This window comes from Streptomyces mashuensis, assembly GCF_014654785.1.
Taxonomy (GTDB): Bacteria; Actinomycetota; Actinomycetes; order Streptomycetales; family Streptomycetaceae; genus Streptomyces; species Streptomyces mashuensis.
Genome location: NZ_BNBD01000015.1, coordinates 36,303 through 55,428, shown reverse-complemented (window position 1 = coordinate 55,428; position 19,126 = coordinate 36,303). Strand labels below are relative to the sequence as shown.

The following is a 19,126-nucleotide window of genomic DNA, read 5'->3' as shown; positions in this document are numbered from 1 at the left end:
CCGTAGGGAGCTGCTCGCGGTGGCTCCCAGGGGTTTCTGCTGTCGGCGATTACGCCCAGGGCTCAGCCGTCGCGGTGGGAGCGGTCCACGGGGAGGACGGCGCGGACCTGCCAGCCGCCCTCCGGGGCGGGGCCCGCGGTCAGGTGGCCGCCCAGGGCCCTGGCGCGTTCGGCCAGGCCCACGAGGCCGAAGCCGCCGCCCCGTGCCTCGCCGGTGAGGGGGGCCGCCCGTTTCCCGTCGTCGGCGACGCGCAGTTCGACGCCCTCGGCGACGCCCCGTACCCCGATGCGCACGGCCGTGGCGTCGGCGGCGTGCTTGCGGATGTTGGTGAGCGCCTCGCGCACGATCCGGTGGACGGCCGCGGCGACCTCGCCGGGCAGCCAGGTCTCCATGCCCTTCTCGATGTACAGGGCCACGGGCGGCCCGGTGCGTGCGAACTCCTCGGTGAGCGCCCGTACCTGCGGCAGGCCCGCCACCGGCTCGGTCTCCGCCTCCCCCTCCCGCAGGACGCCCACCATGCGCCGCATCGCGCCCACCGCCTCGCTCGCCGCGCTCTCGATGCGTGCGAACGCACGGGCCGCGGCCTGCCCGTCGAGAGCGGTGAAGCGGGCCGCCTGCGCCTGCACGGCGATGCCGGTGATGTGGTGGGCGACCAGGTCGTGCAGTTCGCGGGCCAGCTCCAGCCGTTCGGCGGTCCGTACGGCCGCCAGGTCGCGGACGCGCTGCGCCGACTGCTGGCGCAGCAGCAGCGAGAAGGTGCCGACCACGCCGGTGAGCACGGTGAACAGGGCGGTCCACCAGCCGGGGTTGAGGTCGCGCACGGGCGCCACGACGACGACCGCGGCGAGCAGTGGGCCGAGGACGGCGGCGGCACGGTTGGAGGAGCGGTGCACCACGGCGGTGAGCAGCACGAGCAGCGCCACGTCCTCCCCCACGCCCCACACCACGGTGGGGTGCCGGCCGGCCATCAGCACGGCGGAGGTCGTCCCGGAGACCGCGACGGCCACGGCGGCCCGGACGTTCAGGGGAATCCAGCCGTAGGGCACGGCGCAGAGGCAGACGGCGACGCCGGAGGCGAGCACCAGGGCGTGCGGGCGGCTGGGCTGGCGGGCGAGGAGGAAGCCCTCCAGTGCGACGAGGAGCAGCAGGACGACGCCGAGGGCCGCCTTCGCGGCGACGGTGCGCCGGGGGTGGCGGGCCGCCCAGCCCGCCCATCTGGTCACGTGGAGCCCGAGGCCAGCCCGCTCTCCCAGGCCCAGGCGGCGATCTCGACGCGGTTGCGGGCGTCCAGCTTGGTCTGCACGTTGGCCAGGTGGGTCTTGACCGTGGACAGGGAGACGAACAGTTCGGCGGCGATCTCCGCGTTGGTGGCGCCGCGGGCCAGGCAGCGCACGACGTCGGCCTCGCGGTCGGTGAGGGGCTCGGCGGGCTGCCGGACGGGGCGCCCGGCGCCGGCGCCCGGGGCCGGGGTGGCGGTGGAGGGCGCCATGTCGCGCAGCAGCCGCACGGTGATGGCAGGCGAGATGAGGGAGTCGCCGATGGCGGCGGCCTGCACGGCCTCGACGAGCATCGCGGGGCTGGCGTCCTTCAGCAGGAAGCCGGAGGCGCCGTTGTGCAGTGCGGTGTGCACGTATTCGTCGAGGTCGAAGGTGGTGACGATGACGATGCGGGGCCGGCCGCCGTGCTCGGGGCGGGTGGCGGACCGCTCGGACAGCCGGCGGGTGACCTCCAGTCCGTCCAGCTTGGGCATGCGGATGTCGAGGAGGAGGACGTCGGGGTCGAGGCGTTCGACGGCCTCCAGCGCGGCCTCGCCGTCGACGACGTCGGCGACGACCTCGATGTCGGGCCGGCTCTCCAGGATCATGCGGAAACCGGTGCGGACCATCTCCTGGTCGTCGGCGATGACCACGGTGATCGGCATGGCGGTGTCTGCCCTTCGTCCTGCGGCCGGCGGCCGGCCGTCCCGGTCAGCTCTCGCCGCGCCCGGTGCGGCGCACGGCCAGGCGTACGCCGTAGGCGCCGGCCCCGGCGGCGAGCAGGGCCGCACCGCCGTAGAGGACGGGGGTGCGGACGTCACCGGCGTCATGGCTGGCCTTGATCACCTGGCCGGCCTCGACGACGCGCTTGACGGGGTTGCCGGAGGAGTCGTGCGGCGGGCGCTTGTGCGTCTGCGTCGTGGCCGTCGCCGGGCGGTCGCCGGTGTGCCCGGCGGGGTGGGCTTCGGAGGTGGTGGCGCGGTAGGTGGAGAGGGTCGTGCCGGGGGTGGTCGCGCGGCCGTGGTCGCTGCCGTCGAGGGTGTGCCGCAGGGAGCCGGAGGCGAAGTCGTAGTAGTGGGTGAGGCGGGCGCCGTCCAGTTGGGCGCGCAGGGTGGGCCGACTGGTGTCGCCGCCGATGATGCGCAGGTGGAGCCGGTCCAGGTCGGCGGCGGGCCGGTGGGTGTTGATGATCCGCTGGAGCTTGCCGCGGGTGAGGACGACGACGCTGGTGCCCTCGCTGCCGGTGGTGAGCCGGGCCCGGCTGCCGTCGGGGAGCATGACCTGCTGGGTGGTGGTGCCCGAGTGGTGCGGCCGGGTGTCGGTGTCCGGCCTGCCCGCGGCGAAGGCGCCGGCCGTCGGGTACGCCACGGCCGCGACGGCGGCGGTGAGGACGGCGGCGGTGGCGATGCGGGACTTCACGGACACGGGGACGTGCCTTTCCGTAACGGACAGCGGGGCGGGGCCCGCCGGCTGCCCGGCGGACCACTCCCTTTACGTTACGGACGTTCAGGCGGCCCACACCTCGACTGTCCGACCATTCTCGTCTCCGCCGAAAGTATGACGAGCGGCCGTGGCGTCCTCCCCGAGATGGCGGTGAGCTGCGCCGGAGCCCCGCGCGCGGGCGGGGCGGGGCCCGCCGGGGCTGGGCCGTACGGGTCGGCCCGGCCCCGGCGGAGGGGTGCGGTCGGGTGGGTGAGGGACACCCCCAGGGGTGGTCCGGGGCGCCCAAAGGGTGGGCAGGCCCGGCGCGCCTCCCGGGCGGTGCGGGGTCCACCGTCCGGCCGTGTCGCGGGGGTCAGCCGCCCAGGCTCGCCGCGCCCGAGGCGATGTCCTTGGCGAAGGTGCTCACCTCGGTGTAGACGCCGGGTTTGCCGGGCCGGGCGCAGCCCTCGCCCCAGCTGACGATGCCGACCTCGATCCAGGCGCCGGTGTCGTCCTTGCGGAACATGGGGCCGCCGGAGTCGCCCTGGCAGGTGTCGACGCCGCCGGTGTCCATGTAGCCGGCGCAGATCTCGTCGCCGGGGGTGAGGCTGCCACCGTAGGCCTCCTGGCAGGTGGCGTCGTCGACGAAGGGCACCGTGGCCTTGAGGAGCGTGCGCTGCTGGCTGCCGCCCTCCTGGTCGGCGCCCCAGCCGGCGATGGTGAAGGTGCCGTTGTTGTAGGCGGTGGTGTTGGCGATCTTGAGGGTGGGGAGGTTGATGGGCTTGGCGAGTTTGATCAGCGCCCAGTCCTTGCCGGTGCCGTTGTAGCCGGGGGCCTGGAGGACGCGGGTCGACTTGACCTTGATGGCCTGGGAGGAGTTGAGGTCGACGACGCCGGCGGTGGCGGTGATGGAGGTGTTGGCGCCGCTGCCGGAGACGCAGTGGGCGGCGGTGAGGACGATCTGCTGGGTGTAGAGGGCGCCGCCGCAGCCCATGGAGAGCCGGACCATCCAGGGGAATTCGCCCTGCTGGGCGGGGACGCCGCCGACGACGCCGGGGCCGGGGTCGGCGGGCCGGGCCTGGGCGGTGCCGGGGGTGAGGCTGAGGGCGGCGAGGGCGACGGCGCCGGCCGCGGCGGTTCTGCGGAGCACGGTGAGGTGGTCGCGCACGGGGGTGTTCCTTTCGTGGGAGGTGGTGCGCGCATCGCCTTGTGCGGTGGGGGGAACAGGTCGGGCAACGGAGCACGGCGAAAGAATGACGCGCTCATGACAAGACGCTGCGCGTCCTGCGATTATCGACCGGCGCACAGCGCCCCCGTAGCCGCCTTTTCGGCCAGTCGTCCAGGGCACCGCCCCGCGCGCGGCCACCCGCGACCCCCGCCGCCCTACAGTGGAAGCACGCAGGTATCCGGGCGCCGGACCTCCGGGCGCCGGGCACCCGGTCACCCGGCGCCGGTCCGCAACGGGGGTGGTCACGGGTGGGCACGGACGACTTCGCCGTCGAGCACGGATTCCCGCACCTGCCCACCGTCCGCTCGGCCCTCACCGCCCTGTACCGCCGGCTCTCCTGCGACGGCGTACGGTCCTTCGCCGCCAGCCTGCCGCCGGCGGACGTCGCCTTCTCCGACGCCGAGGACCTCTACCTCGGCGTCCAGCGGGTGGCCGGCGAGATCGTGCGCCACCTGCGGCTGCCCGACGCCCGGATGATCGTGTCCTTCCGCGACATGACCCACGCCGCCGGCGTCGAACTCGCCGCCGGGCCCGAGTACTTCATCGAGCTCAACACCCGCTTCAAGACCCACCGCCAGGACATCGGCGCCGCCCTCGCGCACGAGGTCACACACGTCTACCTGCACCGGCTGGGCCTGGAGTTCCCCGGCACCCGGGACAACGAGATCCTCACCGACACCGTGACCGCCTACCTCGGCTCGGGCTGGCTGCTGCTCGACGCCTACCGCGAGTCGGCCGTGAGCAAGCAGAAGCTGGGCTATCTCACGCCCGAGGAGTTCGGCTACGTCCTGGCCAAGCGCGCGGCGCTGTTCGGCGAGGACCCCGCGCCGTGGTTCACCAGCGCCCAGGGCTACGACGCGTACGTCCGCGGGCGGCAACGGGCCCGCGAGGAGGAGCGCTGCCCGCCGCTCGCAGCAGCCGGGCTCACGGCCCGGCTGCGCTACGGGCGCGACCGGCGGGCCCGGCGGGCGTCCGCCGGTGCGGGCTACGCCTTCGAGGCCGGCGGCGGCACCGGCCCGCTGCGGGTCAGCTTCCCCTGTCCCGCCTGCCACCAGCGCATCAGGGTGCCCGTGCGGGGCCGGCTGCGGGCCCGGTGCACGCTGTGCCGGTCCGAGTGGGACTGCGACACGTAGACCACCGGCCGGTCGACCACCGGCCGGCCGGCCACCCGCCACCGGTCCCGCCGGCCCGGGCTCAGTGGCTCAGCCCTTGCCCCACCACTTGCGCAGCACCTTCTCCGCCGGCTTGCCGTGCGGCGTGTACGCCAGGCGCTTGGCGGTCTCGCCGCTGCCCGGCCAGTCGTCCCACATCCACCAGCACACGCCCGCCCACCAGGACTTGCCCTCGAACACCGCCAGCAGCGCCTCGTAGGCCGCGGCCTGTTCGGCGTCGCCGTCCCGCTTGCTCACCGTCCACGAGTACGGGGCCGTCGTCGAGCCGCGCTGGCTGACGTAACCGGCCTCCGTGAACAGCACCTTGCGGTGCTGGCGCTCCGAGAAGGCCGCGAGCTCCTTGACGACGGGCTGCCACGCCTCCCGCAGCGCCGCCGCGTCGGTGGTGGCCTTGTCCGCCAGCGGCCAGTAGGCGTCGATCCCGATGACGTCGAGATCCTTCCAGAACGGGATCTTCTTGTACTCGTCGTAGTTGGCCGCGTATGTCAGCGGGCCCTTGTAGCGGGCGCGGACGGCGGCGATGACCTTCCCCCAGCGCTCCCCGTCCTCCGAGGTGCCGGCCAGCTCCGTACCGACCGAGAACTGCTCCACGCCCGCCTCGGCCGACAGCTGCGCGTAGTGCGTGATGAAGCGTTCGTACGCGGCGAACCAGGCGTCGGGGTCCTTCGGCCGGATCTCCGCCCGGTCCCCGCCCTTCCTTATGTCGACATGCGGCTTGACCATCGTCTTCAGGCCCAGGTCGTGGGCCTGGCGGACGATGGCCCGCAGGCTGTCGTCGCTCGCGGTCTCCTCGGTGACCCGCATGGCCGAGTCGGTGATGCGGTCCTGGTACCAGGTGGGGGTGAACGTCACCCACCGGGCACCCGTGGCCGCGATCTGGCGCAGATACGTTCCGGCTTGCGGACTGCGGTAGTCCTCGGTGTTCCAGGAGGGCAGCGTCATGCCCCGCATGCCGCTCGCCTTCCCGTCGTCGGGCCGTCCGCTCCGGTCGCCGGAGGGCGTGGGCCCGGGGCCTTCTTCGTCGCCGGAAGAGGAGCATCCGGCGACGAAGAGGGCCGCCACCGCCGTCAGCGCGGCGGCCGCCCTCTTCATCGCTTTCACGGAACCTGTCCCTCCGTCTTGCGTACTCCGTGCGTGCGCACCGCCGGGCCCGGTCCTACTGGGCCAGGTCCGTCGGGCCGACGAAGGTGTAGCCGAGGGCCTTGATGCCCTCGATCGTGTCCTTCAGCGGCTGCACGGGGTAGTAGGGGTGGTAGAAGAAGCTCGCCACGCCGTCGCGGACGGCCAGGTTGGCCTTGGCCGAGGCGACGAGGTCGGCGGGGAGCCGGGCCGGGTGGTTGTTGTACGGCACGGGCTCGTAGTTGCCGATGTTCTCGGGCAGCACGGTCGTACCGTAGACGTCCTTCACCGCGTAGGGGAAGAACTGCCCGATGTATCGCGCCGCGTTCACGGGCTGGCCGCTCAGCGTTCCCGCGAAGTACAGCGAACGCTCCAGCCGGGCGCTGAAGTTGGGCGAGATGGCGCGGTAGTCGGTGGCCGAGCCCGCGTAGTGCGGGGTGGTCCACAGCGTGGGCTTGGGCAGCCCGGCCGCGGCGAAGCCCGCCAGCCCCGACGTGACCCGCGACTGCGCCCACACGGTGGAGTCGCCGGAGACCGGACCGTCGTAGACGACGTTGTCCGAGGCGTCGACGTGGGCGCGGAAGAACTCGAAGTCGTCGCCGGTGACGCCGGTGTACGGGTTGTTGACGTTGCTGTACTGGTGCGTGTAGCCGTGCTCCATCAGGACCGCGCCGCGCTGGAGCATGTACTTCAGCGCCGAGACGACCTGCGGGGCCTGCGCCAGCGTGACGGTCTCGGCCTTCCCGCCGTTGTACACGCCCTTGGGGTCGGTGTACGTCGGGATGACGTTGATGCCGTACGGGATCTTCTGGCTGTAGAGGTAGTCCGCCATGGCCGTCAGCTCGGCCGGGTCCGACTTGGGGCTGATGTCCTCGAGCCGGACGAACGCCCGGTGCCGCTCCGCCGTCGCCGGTGCCAGGCCGTCGAAGAGCAGGTCCTCGAAGACGATGACGCGGTCGGACTCGGAGACGTAGCTGAACGGGATCTCACCCACGTAGGTGAGGTTCGCCGTGCGCAGGGCCCAGGGGCTGGTGGCGCCGCTGTTGGCGTCGGTGGCGACGGCCAGCTGGTTCGGCGCCGGGTACCCGGTGCCGGAGAGGGCGGGGTGCAGCACGCCGCCGTCGAAGCCGGCCGGGATCTTCCGGGTCAGATCCTGGTTCTTGTACGTGACCTTGTTGATGTTGCCGACCGTGCCGTTGGTCTCGTAGTACGAGTTGGTCGGGTCCCAGCCGTACTTCTGCTTGAAGTTCTCGATGCCGACCGCGTTGGCCATGCCCCAGATGTTGTCGCCGACCCAGGTGACCGGACGGCTGGTCTTCATCGCGTCCTGGTAGAACGCGGCCGGGATGGCGTCGGGCAGGGTGCCGCCGTAGTAGGTGGAGCCGATGTAGATGGTGGCGGTGTACTGCTCGGTCATGCCCGCCGTGTAGGCGGAGACGGGCTTGCTGGTGACGGTGCCGAAGTGGCCGGCCAGGTTGGCGACGGCCATGGCGTAGAGCTCGCCGAGGTAGCCGTAGGGGCCGGTGGTGTCGTAGAGGACGAGGGCGGAGGTGCCGGCCGCTGCCGCCAGGGGCTGGACCGGGGCCGCCGCGGTCTGCGCGGTGGTCTTCGGCGCGGGCGCCGGAGTGATCGTCAGTTTGTGCGCCTGGCGCAGCTGGTCCTTCTGCAGCCGGTCGGCGGCCCATTTCTTGAGGTCGCCGCTGCCGGCCCCGGAGAGCGATGCCGGGCCGACGCCGGCGAGTCCGTGCGGCGGGCGGGTCCGGCCGCCGTCCGCCGCGCCCTCCGCCCCGGCGGAAAACGCGACGCCGCCCAGCAGGGCGGCGACGAGGGCCAGGATGAGCGAGACCCGGGAAATCCCTGATCTCCCCCGCAATTCTTTCATTGTTGTTTCCCCCTGATTGACGAGCTGTTGCCGTCCCCTCCCCCGAGGGGCCGTGGCCCGACAGTTGGCTGATTCTTGTGCCCAGAGAGAAGGGTGTCAATAGACAAATTTGGTCCGGAGCGCGCAATTGAGGACAGCGGATTGGTGCAGACCAGTCGCCACACCTGTAACAGCCCCCAATTGTTCAGGCATAACAACCGGTAGGTTCGGAGAATTGTCAGTTCCGAATCAACATCTCTCACCATGCACCACGAAACCACCCCGGTAATCTGATATCTTCCGAGCGCACGCCTCAAGACGAGGCGGAATCCGGGGGGAACTCATGTACGGAAAGCCCGCTCTGGGCACAGTCCTGCCCTTGGCCGGACTGACGGCAGCACCGGAGGTTCTGCCGGGGATACCCTTTGCCAGGGGCCTCCAGGAAGCGGCGGGGGCCGGCTTCCTGCTCTACTGCGCGATAGCCGTGATACTTCTTTCGGCAAAGATGTACTACGTCCTGCGAAACCCTGGTGACCCTTCATGATCACCGAGGTTCTGCTCTGGGCCAGCATCGCCATCATCGTGATGGCGGCCTGCTACAACAGCACGCTGTTCGTCCTCTCGAGACGCCGTATGCGACATGCCCGTGGACCGCGCGCCGAGCGCCTCTACGTCTTTCTCCTGGCCTGTCTGAACGAGGAGAAAGTGCTCGCCGAGAGCCTGGCCCGCATCACCAGTCTGCCGGCCGGGAACTTCCTGGCCCTGGTCATCGACGACGCGTCCGACGACCGGACGGCCGAGATCGCCCGGCAGGCCGCGGCGGCCCACGACGGCCGCGTGCGTCTGCTCCAGCGTCAGCTGCCCAACGCCCGCAAGGGCAAGGGCGCGGCACTGAACGCCGGCATCCGCCACCTGCGCGAGTCCGGCATCCTCGACGGCCACGACCCCGCCGACGTCATCGTCTGCGTCGTGGACGCCGACGGCCGGCTCGACCCGCACGTGGTCCAGGCCGTCGACCCCTATTTCGACGATCCGCGCACCGGCGCCACCCAGATCGGCGTGCGGATGTACAACCGGCACAAGGGCCTGCTGGCCCGCCTCCAGGACATGGAGTTCGTCATCTACGGCGACATCTTCCAGTCCGCCCGGCGCTACTTCGGCAGCGTCGGCATGGGCGGCAACGGCCAGTTCATGCGCCTGTCCGCACTCGACACCCTGTGCGGCCCGGACGGCAGCGGCCCGTGGAGCGACTCCCTCACCGAGGACCTCGACCTGGGAGTCCGTCTCATCGCCCGCGGCTGGACCAACCACCACTGCACCACCGCCGCCGTCTCCCAGCAGGCCGTGCTCGACGTACGGCGCCTGGTGCGGCAGCGGTCCCGCTGGTTCCAGGGCCACCTGCAGTCGGCCGGTCTCGTCCCGCTCATCCTCCGCGAGGTGCCCACCCGCGCCGCCGTGGACCTGCTGTACCACCTGTCCAGCCCGGTCCTCATCCTGCTCACCTCGCTGCTCCCGCTGTCCTTCCTCGTCGCCGTCGGCGGCACCCTCCTCGGGTCGCTGGAGGCGGGACGCCTGCTCATCTCGCCCATGTGGGTCATCGGCCCCTACGTCCTGTCCTTCACCGCGGCGTACGCCTACGGCTGGGTGTACCACCGCCGGGAGCGGGGGCTCGGACTCGTCCGCGCCGTCCTGCTCTCCCACGTCTTCGTCTTCTACGGCTACATCTGGTTCGCCGCCGGCTGGTGGGGCCTGTGGCGGATGCTCACCGGGAAGCAGACGTGGCTCAAGACGGCCCGCACCTGAGCACACCCTCCTGACGACACGTCCGGGCCCGCCCCGGACCGGCTCAGCGGCCGTCCCGCACACCTTCTCTCTCACCGATCCGCCGCCAGCGCGGCACCTTCCTAGGGAGACCCATGTCCCCGAACGTCGTCGCCACCACGCCCGTGCGCGCCATGCTCGTGCTGGGCACCCGTCCCGAAGCCATCAAGCTGGCGCCCGTGGCCCGCGCCATGGCCGCCGGCCCCCTCTTCGAACCGGTCGTCGTCACCACCGGCCAGCACCGCGAGATGCTGCACCAGATGCTCGACCTGCTGGGCGTGAAGGCCCGCGTCCAGCTCGACGTGATGCGCGACCGCCAGGAACTGTCCCAGCTCACCGCCCGGCTGATCGACGGCCTGGGCGACGTCGTCCGCGCCGAGCGCCCCGACCTCGTCGTCGTCCAGGGCGACACGACGTCCGCGCTCACCGGCGCCCTCGCCGCGTTCTACGAGCACGTGCCCGTCGCCCACGTCGAGGCCGGGCTCCGCACCGGGGTGCTCGACAACCCGTTCCCCGAGGAGCTCAACCGGCGCCTCATCGGCCGCATGGCGCGCTGGCACTTCGCACCCACCCCGCGCGCCGCCGGCCACCTGACCGCCGAGGGCGTCCCCGACGCCGAGGTGTTCGTCACCGGCAACACCGTCGTCGACAACCTGCTGTGGATGCTCGGCCAGGGCACCGGCCGCAACCACTTCCACAGCGACCTGCGCCGCGTCCTCGTCACGCTGCACCGCCGCGAGAACCAGGGCGACAAGATGCGCGCCATGGGCGCGGCCCTCGCCCGGCTCGCCGACCGCGGCGACGTCGAGGTCGTGCTGCCGCTGCACAAGAGCCCCGCCGTGCGCGAGGCCCTGCTGCCCGCCCTGGACGGCCACCCGCACGTCCGCGTCGTCGAACCGCTCGGCTACGCCGACTTCTCCGCCACCCTCGCCGGCAGCGACCTGGTGCTCACCGACTCCGGCGGCATCCAGGAGGAGGCGCCCAGCCTGGGCAAGCCGCTGCTGGTGCTGCGCACGACCACCGAGCGGCCCGAGGCCGTCGAGGCGGGCGCGGCCCGCCTGGTGGGCACGGAGCCGCAGGCCATCCTGGAAGCGGCGATGCACCTGCTGGACGACGCCGAGGAGTACGGGCGGATGGTGGCGGCGGGGAACCCCTTCGGCGACGGCCTCGCCACCGAGCGCATCGTCGCGCAACTGGCCGAGGACTTCGGCGCGGAGGCGGACGCGGCAGCCGCGGGGGCGAAAGCGGACGCGGAGGGTGTTCCCGAGCCGGTTGTCGTCACCCAGGGCGAGGGTCCGGGGTCATACTCGACGGCATGAGCAGAGTTCACCCCCGGCTCCTCGCCCTCACCCTGCTCGCGGCCGCCGCGGTGGCGGGCCTCGCCCTCGCGGTGAACGCGATCTGGGGAGGCGAGGGCGGGAAGCCGGACCGGCCGTGGGCCGAGGGATCGGTCCACGGCCCGTGGCGGTCGGTGTTCGACGGGCACGGCCAGAACATCGGCCGGCACGACGGCCTGACCCTCTCCCCCAAGCCCGCCCGCGAGCCCGGCGAGACGCACGCCGGCCTCGTCGTCACGACGCAGTCGTACGGGAACATGGTCTTCCGCGCCCGGATGCGGACGGTGGAGCAGTTGCGCACCCCGCAGCCGAACCCGTGGGAGGTGCCGTGGCTCGTGTGGGCGTACAGCGACCCGGAGCACTTCTACTACGTGACGCTGAAGCCGAACGGGTGGGAGCTGGGCAAACGCGACCCGGCCTACCCCGGCGGGCAGCGCTTCCTCGCCACGGGCTCCGAGCACTTCCCGGTGGGGCAGTGGTCGGACGTGCGCGTGGGGCAGCGGGGCGCGCGGATGGAGGTCAGCGTGGGCGGCCGCGGGCTGGTGGCCTACGAGGACCGGGAACGGCCGTACCTGCGCGGGAGCGTGGGCGCGTACACCGAGGACGCGCGCGTGGAGTTCAGCGACATCTCGGTGCGCGAGGTGGACGTCGAGGAATGACGCCGCCGGCGCAGGTGGGCGCCGGGGAATGAGCCCCGGTCCCGGCCGGTGTGGCCGGGGTCGGGTGGTCCGGGACCGGGGCCGGTCTCAGACGGTCAGCGCACGGTCCGTGGGGCGCACCGGCGCCGGGAGCGTGCTCGTGCCCGTCAGGTAGCGGTCGACACCGCGGGCCGCGGACCGGCCCTCGGCGATCGCCCACACGATCAGCGACTGGCCGCGGCCGGCGTCGCCGGCCACGAAGACGCCGTCGACGTTCGTCATGAAGTCCGCGTCCCGCGCGACGTTGCCGCGCTCGTCGAGCTCCAGGCCGAACTGCTCGACGAGGCCGTTGGCCCGGTCGGTGCCGGTGAAGCCGAGGGCGAGCGTCACCAGCTGCGCCGGGATGCGGCGCTCGGTGCCGGGCTTCGGCTGGAAGCGGCCGTCGGTGAACTCCACCTCGACGAGGTGGAGCCACTGCACGTTGCCGTCCTCGTCGCCCTCGAAGTGGGTGGTGGAGACGGAGTAGACCCGCTCGCCGCCCTCCTCGTGGGCGGAGGTGACCTTGTACAGCATGGGGAACGTGGGCCAGGGCTGGTTCGCGTTCCGCTCCTCGCCCGGCCGGGGCATGATCTCCAGCTGGGTGACGGACAGGGCGCCCTGCCGGTGTGCGGTGCCGACGCAGTCGGCGCCGGTGTCGCCGCCGCCGATGACCACGACGTGCTTGCCCTCGGCGGTGAGGGGCGGGGTGACGAAGTCGCCTTCCTGCACCTTGTTGGCGACGGGCAGGTACTCCATGGCGAAGTGGACGCCGTTGAGCTCGCGGCCGGGCACGGGCAGATCGCGGGAGGTGGTGGCGCCGGCGGCGATCACCACGGCGTCGTAGCGCCGGCGCAGTTCGCGTGCGTCGAGGTCGCGGCCGACCTCGATGCCGGTGCGGAAGCGCGTGCCCTCGGCGCGCATCTGCTCGATGCGCCGGTTGATGTGGCGCTTCTCCATCTTGAACTCGGGGATGCCGTACCGCAGCAGGCCGCCGACGCGGTCGGCGCGCTCGTACACCGCGACGGTGTGGCCGGCCCGGGTGAGCTGCTGGGCGGCGGCCAGGCCGGCGGGGCCGGAGCCGATGACGGCGACGGTCTTGGCGGACAGGCGCTCGGGCGGCTGCGGGGTGACGCCGCCGGCCTCCCACGCCTTGTCGATGATGGTGACCTCGACGTTCTTGATGGTGACGGGCGGCTGGTTGATGCCCAGCACGCACGCGGCCTCGCAGGGGGCGGGGCAGAGCCGGCCGGTGAACTCGGGGAAGTTGTTGGTGGCGTGCAGCCGTTCGCCCGCCGCCTGCCAGTCCTCGCGGTAGACGTAGTCGTTCCACTCGGGGATCAGGTTGCCCAGCGGGCAGCCGTTGTGGCAGAAGGGGATGCCGCAGTCCATGCACCGGCCGGCCTGCTTGCCGACGATCGGCAGCAGGGAGCCGGGGACGTACACCTCGTTCCAGTCCTTGACGCGCTCGGCGACGGGCCGGGTCTGCGCGACCTGGCGGCCGGTGGTGAGGAAGCCCTTGGGGTCAGCCATGAGTCGCCGCCTCCATCATCTTCTCGTGGGTCTCGCTCTCGGAGAGCCCCGCTCGCTCGGCGGCGTCCTTGGCGGCGAGCACTGCCTTGTAGGTGGCCGGGACGACCTTGCGGAAGCGGGCCGCGGCGGTGTCCCAGTCGGTGAGGAGCCCGGCCGCGACGGTGGACCCGGTCTCCTCGTGGTGGCGGCGCACCACGTCGTGCAGCCACCGGCGGTCGCGGTCGTCGAGGGGTTCGACGGCCCCCGTCAGTTCCTTGTTGACGTTGCGGGGGTCGAGGTCGAGGACGTAGGCGGTGCCGCCGGACATGCCGGCGGCGAAGTTGCGGCCGGTGGGGCCGAGGATCACGGCGCGGCCGCCGGTCATGTACTCGCAGCCGTGGTCGCCGACGCCCTCGGAGACGACGGTGGCGCCGGAGTTGCGGACGCAGAAGCGTTCGCCGACGCTGCCGCGCAGGAACATCTCGCCGCCGGTGGCGCCGTAGGCGAGGGTGTTGCCGGCGATGGTGGAGTACTCGGCGAGGTGGTCGGCGCCGCGGTCGGGCCGGACGACAATGCGGCCGCCGGACAGGCCCTTGCCGACGTAGTCGTTGGCGTCGCCCTCCAGGCGGAGGGTGATGCCGCGGGGCAGGAAGGCGCCGAAGGACTGGCCCGCGGAGCCGGTGAAGGTGATGTCGATGGTGTCGTCGGGCAGGCCGGCGCCGCCGTACTTCTTCGTCACCTCGTGGCCGAGCATGGTGCCCACGGTGCGGTTGATGTTGCGGATGGGCAGCTGGGCGCGGACCGGCTGCGGGGGCTCGTCGCCGACGGTGTTCAGGGCGTCGGCGGCCAGCTTGATCAGCTGGTTGTCGAGCGCCTTGGCCAGGCCGTGGTCCTGCGCGGTGGTGCGGTGCCGGGCGGCGCCGGCGGGCAGGTCGGGGACGTGCAGCAGCGGGCTGAGGTCGAGGCCCTGGGCCTTCCAGTGCGCGACGGCGCGCGAGGTGTCGAGGAGTTCGGCGTGGCCGACGGCCTCCTCCAGGGTGCGGAAGCCCAGGCGGGCGAGGTGCTCGCGGACCTCCTCGGCGATGAACTCGAAGAAGTTGACGACGAACTCGGCCTTGCCGCTGAAGCGTTCGCGGAGCACGGGGTTCTGGGTGGCGATGCCGACCGGGCAGGTGTCGAGGTGGCAGACGCGCATCATGACGCAGCCGGAGACGACCAGCGGGGCGGTGGCGAAGCCGAACTCCTCGGCGCCCAGCAGGGCGGCGATCACGACGTCACGGCCGGTCTTCAGCTGGCCGTCGGCCTGCACGACGATGCGGTCGCGGAGCCCGTTGAGCAGCAGCGTCTGCTGGGTCTCGGCCAGGCCGAGCTCCCAGGGGCCGCCGGCGTGCTTGAGGCTGGTCAGGGGCGAGGCGCCGGTGCCGCCGTCGTGGCCGGAGATGAGGACGACGTCGGCGTGGGCCTTGGAGACGCCGGCCGCGACCGTGCCCACGCCGACCTCGGAGACGAGCTTGACGTGGATGCGGGCGGCGGGGTTGGCGTTCTTCAGGTCGTGGATGAGCTGGGCGAGGTCCTCGATGGAGTAGATGTCGTGGTGCGGGGGCGGGGAGATCAGGCCGACGCCGGGCGTGGAGTGCCGGGTCCTCGCGACCCACGGGTAGACCTTGTGGCCGGGCAGCTGGCCGCCCTCGCCGGGCTTGGCGCCCTGCGCCATCTTGATCTGGATGTCGTCGGCGTTGACGAGGTACTCGCTGGTGACGCCGAAGCGTCCGGAGGCGACCTGCTTGATGGCGGAGCGGCGGGCCGGGTCGTACAGCCGCTCGGGGTCCTCGCCGCCCTCGCCGGTGTTGGACTTGGCGCCCAGCCGGTTCATGGCGACGGCGAGCGTCTCATGCGCCTCCTGGGAGATGGAGCCGTACGACATGGCGCCGGTGGAGAACCGCTTGACGATCTCGCTGACGGGCTCGACCTCGTCCAGCGGCACGGGTTCGCGGTCGCCGGCGAAGGAGAACAGCCCGCGCAGCGTCATCAGCCGTTCGGCCTGTTCGTCGACGCGGCGCGTGTACTGCTTGAAGATGTCGTAGCGGCGGCTGCGGGTGGAGTGCTGGAGCCGGAAGACGGTCTCGGGGTCGAAGAGGTGGGGTTCGCCCTCGCGGCGCCACTGGTACTCGCCGCCGATGTCCAGCCGGCGGTGGCTGGCGGAGATGCCGGTGGCGGGGTACGCCTTGGCGTGCCGGGCGGCGACCTCCTGGGCGACGACGTCGAGGTCCACGCCGCCGATCTTGGTGGTGGTGCCGTGGAAGTACGTGTCGACGAAGCCCTGGTCGAGGCCGACGGCCTCGAAGACCTGGGCGCCGCGGTAGGAGGCGACGGTGGAGATGCCCATCTTGGACATCACCTTGAGGACGCCCTTGCCGAGCGCCTTGATGAGGTTGCGGATGGCCTGCTCGGGCTCGGCGCCCGGCAGGAACGTGCCGGCGCGGACCAGGTCCTCCACCGACTCCATGGCGAGGTACGGGTTGACGGCCGCCGCGCCGTAGCCGATGAGCAGCGCGACGTGGTGGACCTCGCGGACGTCGCCGGCCTCCACCAGCAGGCCCACCTGGGTGCGCTGCTTGGTGCGGATGAGGTGGTGGTGGATGGCCGAGGTCATCAGCAGGGACGGGATGGGCGCGTGCTCGGCGTCGGAGTGCCGGTCGGAGAGCACGACGAGGCGGGCGCCGGCGGCGATGGCGGCGTCGGCCTCGGCGCACAGCCCGTCGAGCCGTTCGGCGAGGGCCGTGCCGCCGCCGCTGACACGGTAGAGGCCGGAGAGGGTGACGGCCTTGAAGCCGGGCATGTCGCCGTCGGCGTTGATGTGGACGAGCTTGGCCAGTTCGTCGTTGTCGATGACGGGGAAGGGCAGGGTGACGCTGCGACAGGACGCGGCGGTGGGGTCCAGCAGGTTGCGCTGGGGGCCGAGCGAGGAGACGAGGGAGGTGACGAGCTCCTCGCGGATGGCGTCCAGCGGCGGGTTGGTGACCTGCGCGAACAGCTGCGTGAAGTAGTCGAACAGCAGCCGGGGGCGCTCGGAGAGCGCGGCGATGGGCGAGTCGGTGCCCATGGAGCCGATGGGTTCGGCGCCGTCCCGGGCCATGGGGGCGAGGATGACGCGCAGCTCCTCCTCGGTGTAGCCGAAGGTCTGCTGGCGGCGGGTGACCGAGGCGTGGGTGTGCACGATGTGCTCGCGCTCGGGCAGGTCGCCGAGCTCGATGATGCCGGCCTCCAGCCACTCCTCGTAGGGGTGTTCGGCGGCGAGCTCGGCCTTGATCTCGTCGTCCTCGACGATGCGGTGGCGGGCGGTGTCGACGAGGAACATCCGGCCGGGCTGGAGGCGGCCCTTGCGGACGACGCGGGCGGGGTCGAGGTCGAGCACGCCGACCTCGGAGGAGAGGACGACGAGGCCGTCGTCGGTGACCCAGTAGCGGCCGGGGCGCAGGCCGTTGCGGTCGAGGACGGCGCCGACGAGGGTGCCGTCGGTGAAGGTGACGCAGGCCGGGCCGTCCCAGGGCTCCATGAGGGTGGAGTGGTACTGGTAGAAGGCGCGCCGGGCGGGGTCCATGGAGGCGTGGTTCTCCCAGGCCTCGGGGATCATCATCAGCACGCTGTGCGGCAGGGAGCGGCCGCCGAGGTGGAGCAGCTCCAGCACCTCGTCGAAGGAGGCCGAGTCGGAGGCGTCGGGGGTGCAGACGGGGAAGAGGCGCTCGAGCTTCTCCGGGGGGCCGAACAGGTCGCCGGCCAGCTGGGATTCGCGGGCCCGCATCCAGTTGCGGTTGCCCTTGACGGTGTTGATCTCGCCGTTGTGGGCGACGAAGCGGTAGGGGTGGGCGAGCGGCCAGCTGGGGAAGGTGTTGGTGGAGAACCGGGAGTGCACCAGGGCGATGGCGGTGGCGCAGCGGCGGTCGGAGAGGTCGGGGAAGAACGGTTCCAGCTGCCCGGTGGTGAGCATGCCCTTGTAGACGAGGGTGCGGGCGGAGAGCGAGGGGAAGTAGACGCCGGCCTCGCGCTCGGCGCGCTTGCGCAGGGCGAACGCCTTGCGGTCGAGGGCGATGCCGTGGCTGGCGTGGTCGGTCACGAACAGCTGCCGGAAGGCGGGCATGGTGGCGCGGGCGCCGGCGCCGAGCAGGTCGGGGGCGACGGGGACGTCGCGCCAGCCGAGGACGGTGAGGCCCTCCTCGGCGGCGAGGGTCCCGATGTGCGAGACGGCGGCCTGGGCCTCGGCGGGCTCGGCGGGCAGGAAGGCCAGGCCGACGGCGTACGCGCCCGCGTCCGGCAGGGGGAACCCGGCGACCTCGCGCAGGAAGGCGTCGGGGACCTGCATCAGGATGCCGGCGCCGTCGCCGGAGTCGGGGTCGGAGCCGGTGGCGCCGCGGTGTTCCATGTTGCGCAGGACGGCGAGGGCCTGCTGGAGGAGCTCGTGGCTGGGAAGGCCGGTGAGCGTCGCGACGAAGCCCACGCCGCAGGCGTCGTGCTCGTTGCTCGGGTCGTACAACCCCTGGGGCGCGGGGTGGGAAGCGTGACGCATGGCGGCTCCCGTCGTCTGGCAGTCATGTCGTGGCGCATGTGCCGAGGGACGACGTTGGCCCTCTGCTGAAGATGGTGCTGAAGGTCCTGCTGAAGTGGCTCCGGAGAATTTCCGTGCAAGCTACATGATGCGGAGCTTCCCGGAAAGTGGAAGCGGCGTCCCAGCATGTGGACGGTCGGTCCTGCTGCCGGGCGCCGGTGCACGGCACGGGGGCACAACCGGGTGATGCCGGGGGATCCCCGCGGCGCTACCGAAGTGTGCCCTCCCGTGAGCAAGGCGAAACCGCACGGAAACACGCATGCCAAACACATGCGTTATGCGGTCTCGCGCATAAGCATCACCCGACGGCGGTGCCGAAGGCAAGACCGAGGAGATACGTCACACCGGCCGCCGCGCCGCCCAGCAGCAGCTGCCGAAGCCCGCTGAACCACCACGTCCGCGCCGTCACCCGGGCCACGACCGCCCCGCAGACGAACAGCCCGGCCAGCGCGAGCAGCACGGCCGGCCACAGCGCGGTGGCGCCCAGCAGGTACGGCAGGACGGGCAGCAGCGCGCCCAGCGCGAACGAGCCGAACGACGACGCGGCGGCCACCGCGGGCGACGGCAGGTCGGACGGGTCGATGCCCAGCTCCTCGCGGGCGTGGATCTCCAGCGCCTGCTCGGGGTCGCGCGACAGCTGCCGCGCCACCTCGCGCGCCAGCTCCGGCTCGACGCCCCGCGACTCGTACAGCGCGGCCAGCTCCTCCAGCTCGTCCGCGGGGTGCTTGCGCAGCTCGCGCCGCTCCACGTCCAGCTCGGCGAGGACCAGCTCGCGCTGGGACGCCACGGAGGTGTACTCGCCGGCCGCCATCGAGAACGCGCCCGCGGCGAGCCCGGCGAGGCCCGCGATCACGATGGCGCCCGAGGACGCGGTGCCGCCGGCCACGCCGGTCATCAACGCGACGTTCGAGACCAGGCCGTCCATGGCCCCGAACACCGCGGGCCGCAGCCAGCCGCCGTTCACATCGCGGTGCGTGTGATTGTCGCGGTGCGCGATGTGCGTCGCCGCGGCGGTGTCGAGGACGGCCATGTCTTCCGGTGCTCCCGTTCCCTTGCGGGGCGGGACACCCGTACGTCCCACCCTGGTCATGACGGGACCGTACGCGCGTACGAGGGTGGTC

13 protein-coding genes are annotated in these 19,126 nt (G+C 72.3%); 4 read left to right on the top strand and 9 right to left on the bottom strand.

Translation table 11 applies throughout. The features are described from left to right. Window positions 1-62 precede the first annotated feature (62 nt). From IE305_RS27105 to IE305_RS27090, 4 genes are all read right to left on the bottom strand, one after another. Window positions 63-1,223, bottom strand: coding sequence for a sensor histidine kinase (locus IE305_RS27105; RefSeq protein WP_190132403.1), 1,161 nt, complete (start codon window positions 1,221-1,223; stop codon window positions 63-65). Then, a complete protein-coding gene (locus tag IE305_RS27100; protein ID WP_190132402.1) occupies window positions 1,220-1,921 on the bottom strand; it encodes a response regulator in 702 nt (233 codons plus the stop codon). Before IE305_RS27100 ends, IE305_RS27105 begins: the two co-directional genes overlap by 4 nt. 46 nt (window positions 1,922-1,967) lie before the next feature. After that, complete coding sequence (locus tag IE305_RS27095) at window positions 1,968-2,681, bottom strand: hypothetical protein (protein ID WP_190132401.1); 714 nt, start codon at window positions 2,679-2,681, stop codon at window positions 1,968-1,970. Between the two features lie 370 nt (window positions 2,682-3,051). Beyond that, entirely contained in the window at window positions 3,052-3,846 is a 795-nt protein-coding gene (locus IE305_RS27090; RefSeq protein WP_190132400.1) for a serine protease, read from the bottom strand. A gap of 308 nt (window positions 3,847-4,154) precedes the next feature. Between IE305_RS27090 and IE305_RS27085 the strand changes: the two genes are divergently transcribed. Further along, window positions 4,155-5,039, top strand: a complete 885-nt coding sequence (locus IE305_RS27085; RefSeq protein WP_190132399.1) for a hypothetical protein — start codon at window positions 4,155-4,157, stop codon at window positions 5,037-5,039. A 69-nt stretch (window positions 5,040-5,108) separates the two neighbouring features. On the opposite strand, the gene IE305_RS27080 is transcribed toward IE305_RS27085, so the two are convergent. Both IE305_RS27080 and IE305_RS27075 read right to left on the bottom strand, forming a co-directional pair. Further along, the gene (locus IE305_RS27080) at window positions 5,109-6,170 is read right to left on the bottom strand and encodes a glycoside hydrolase family 113 (RefSeq protein ID WP_229891597.1); all 1,062 of its coding nucleotides are present in this window, start codon (window positions 6,168-6,170) and stop codon (window positions 5,109-5,111) included. Window positions 6,171-6,234: 64 nt separating this feature from the next. Continuing rightward, window positions 6,235-8,079 (bottom strand): DUF2334 domain-containing protein, encoded by a 1,845-nt coding sequence (locus IE305_RS27075; protein ID WP_190132397.1) that lies wholly within the window; start codon window positions 8,077-8,079, stop codon window positions 6,235-6,237. Between the two features lie 519 nt (window positions 8,080-8,598). Here IE305_RS27075 and IE305_RS27070 point away from each other — a divergent pair. The 3 genes from IE305_RS27070 (at window position 8,599) to IE305_RS27060 (ending at window position 11,875) form a co-directional block, all read left to right on the top strand. After that, on the top strand, window positions 8,599-9,861 hold the full coding sequence (locus tag IE305_RS27070) for a glycosyltransferase (protein WP_190132396.1): 1,263 nt from the start codon (window positions 8,599-8,601) through the stop codon (window positions 9,859-9,861). A 113-nt stretch (window positions 9,862-9,974) separates the two neighbouring features. Continuing rightward, window positions 9,975-11,198: a non-hydrolyzing UDP-N-acetylglucosamine 2-epimerase gene (gene wecB, locus IE305_RS27065; RefSeq protein WP_229891587.1), complete on the top strand. Its 1,224-nt coding sequence runs from the start codon at window positions 9,975-9,977 to the stop codon at window positions 11,196-11,198. Next, window positions 11,195-11,875 carry a LamG domain-containing protein gene (locus IE305_RS27060; RefSeq protein WP_190132395.1) on the top strand — a complete coding sequence of 227 codons (681 nt, stop codon included), beginning with the start codon at window positions 11,195-11,197 and terminating at the stop codon, window positions 11,873-11,875. Before wecB ends, IE305_RS27060 begins: the two co-directional genes overlap by 4 nt. An 87-nt stretch (window positions 11,876-11,962) precedes the next feature. Here IE305_RS27060 and IE305_RS27055 read toward each other — a convergent pair whose 3' ends face one another. From IE305_RS27055 to IE305_RS27045, 3 genes are all read right to left on the bottom strand, one after another. Next, the gene (locus tag IE305_RS27055; protein WP_190132394.1) at window positions 11,963-13,423 is read right to left on the bottom strand and encodes a glutamate synthase subunit beta; all 1,461 of its coding nucleotides are present in this window, start codon (window positions 13,421-13,423) and stop codon (window positions 11,963-11,965) included. Further along, window positions 13,416-17,966 carry a glutamate synthase large subunit gene (gltB, locus tag IE305_RS27050; protein ID WP_190132393.1) on the bottom strand — a complete coding sequence of 1,517 codons (4,551 nt, stop codon included), beginning with the start codon at window positions 17,964-17,966 and terminating at the stop codon, window positions 13,416-13,418. The genes IE305_RS27055 and gltB overlap by 8 nt, the downstream gene beginning before the upstream one ends. A 337-nt stretch (window positions 17,967-18,303) precedes the next feature. Further along, a complete protein-coding gene (locus IE305_RS27045) occupies window positions 18,304-19,035 on the bottom strand; it encodes a VIT1/CCC1 transporter family protein (RefSeq protein WP_190132484.1) in 732 nt (243 codons plus the stop codon). Between the last annotated feature and the right edge of the window lie 91 nt (window positions 19,036-19,126).

Excerpts from the sequence above, each read along its gene's own strand:
- IE305_RS27055 (WP_190132394.1), bottom strand. The coding sequence starts at position 13,423 with ATGGCTGACCCCAAGGGCTTCCTCACCACCGGCCGCCAGGTCGCGCAG.
- IE305_RS27070 (WP_190132396.1), top strand. The coding sequence starts at position 8,599 with ATGATCACCGAGGTTCTGCTCTGGGCCAGCATCGCCATCATCGTGATG.
- wecB (WP_229891587.1), top strand. The coding sequence starts at position 9,975 with ATGTCCCCGAACGTCGTCGCCACCACGCCCGTGCGCGCCATGCTCGTG.
- IE305_RS27080 (WP_229891597.1), bottom strand. The coding sequence starts at position 6,170 with ATGAAGAGGGCGGCCGCCGCGCTGACGGCGGTGGCGGCCCTCTTCGTC.
- IE305_RS27075 (WP_190132397.1), bottom strand. The coding sequence starts at position 8,079 with ATGAAAGAATTGCGGGGGAGATCAGGGATTTCCCGGGTCTCGCTCATC.
- IE305_RS27100 (WP_190132402.1), bottom strand. The coding sequence starts at position 1,921 with ATGCCGATCACCGTGGTCATCGCCGACGACCAGGAGATGGTCCGCACC.
- IE305_RS27045 (WP_190132484.1), bottom strand. The coding sequence starts at position 19,035 with ATGGCCGTCCTCGACACCGCCGCGGCGACGCACATCGCGCACCGCGAC.
- gltB (WP_190132393.1), bottom strand. The coding sequence starts at position 17,966 with ATGCGTCACGCTTCCCACCCCGCGCCCCAGGGGTTGTACGACCCGAGC.
- IE305_RS27060 (WP_190132395.1), top strand. The coding sequence starts at position 11,195 with ATGAGCAGAGTTCACCCCCGGCTCCTCGCCCTCACCCTGCTCGCGGCC.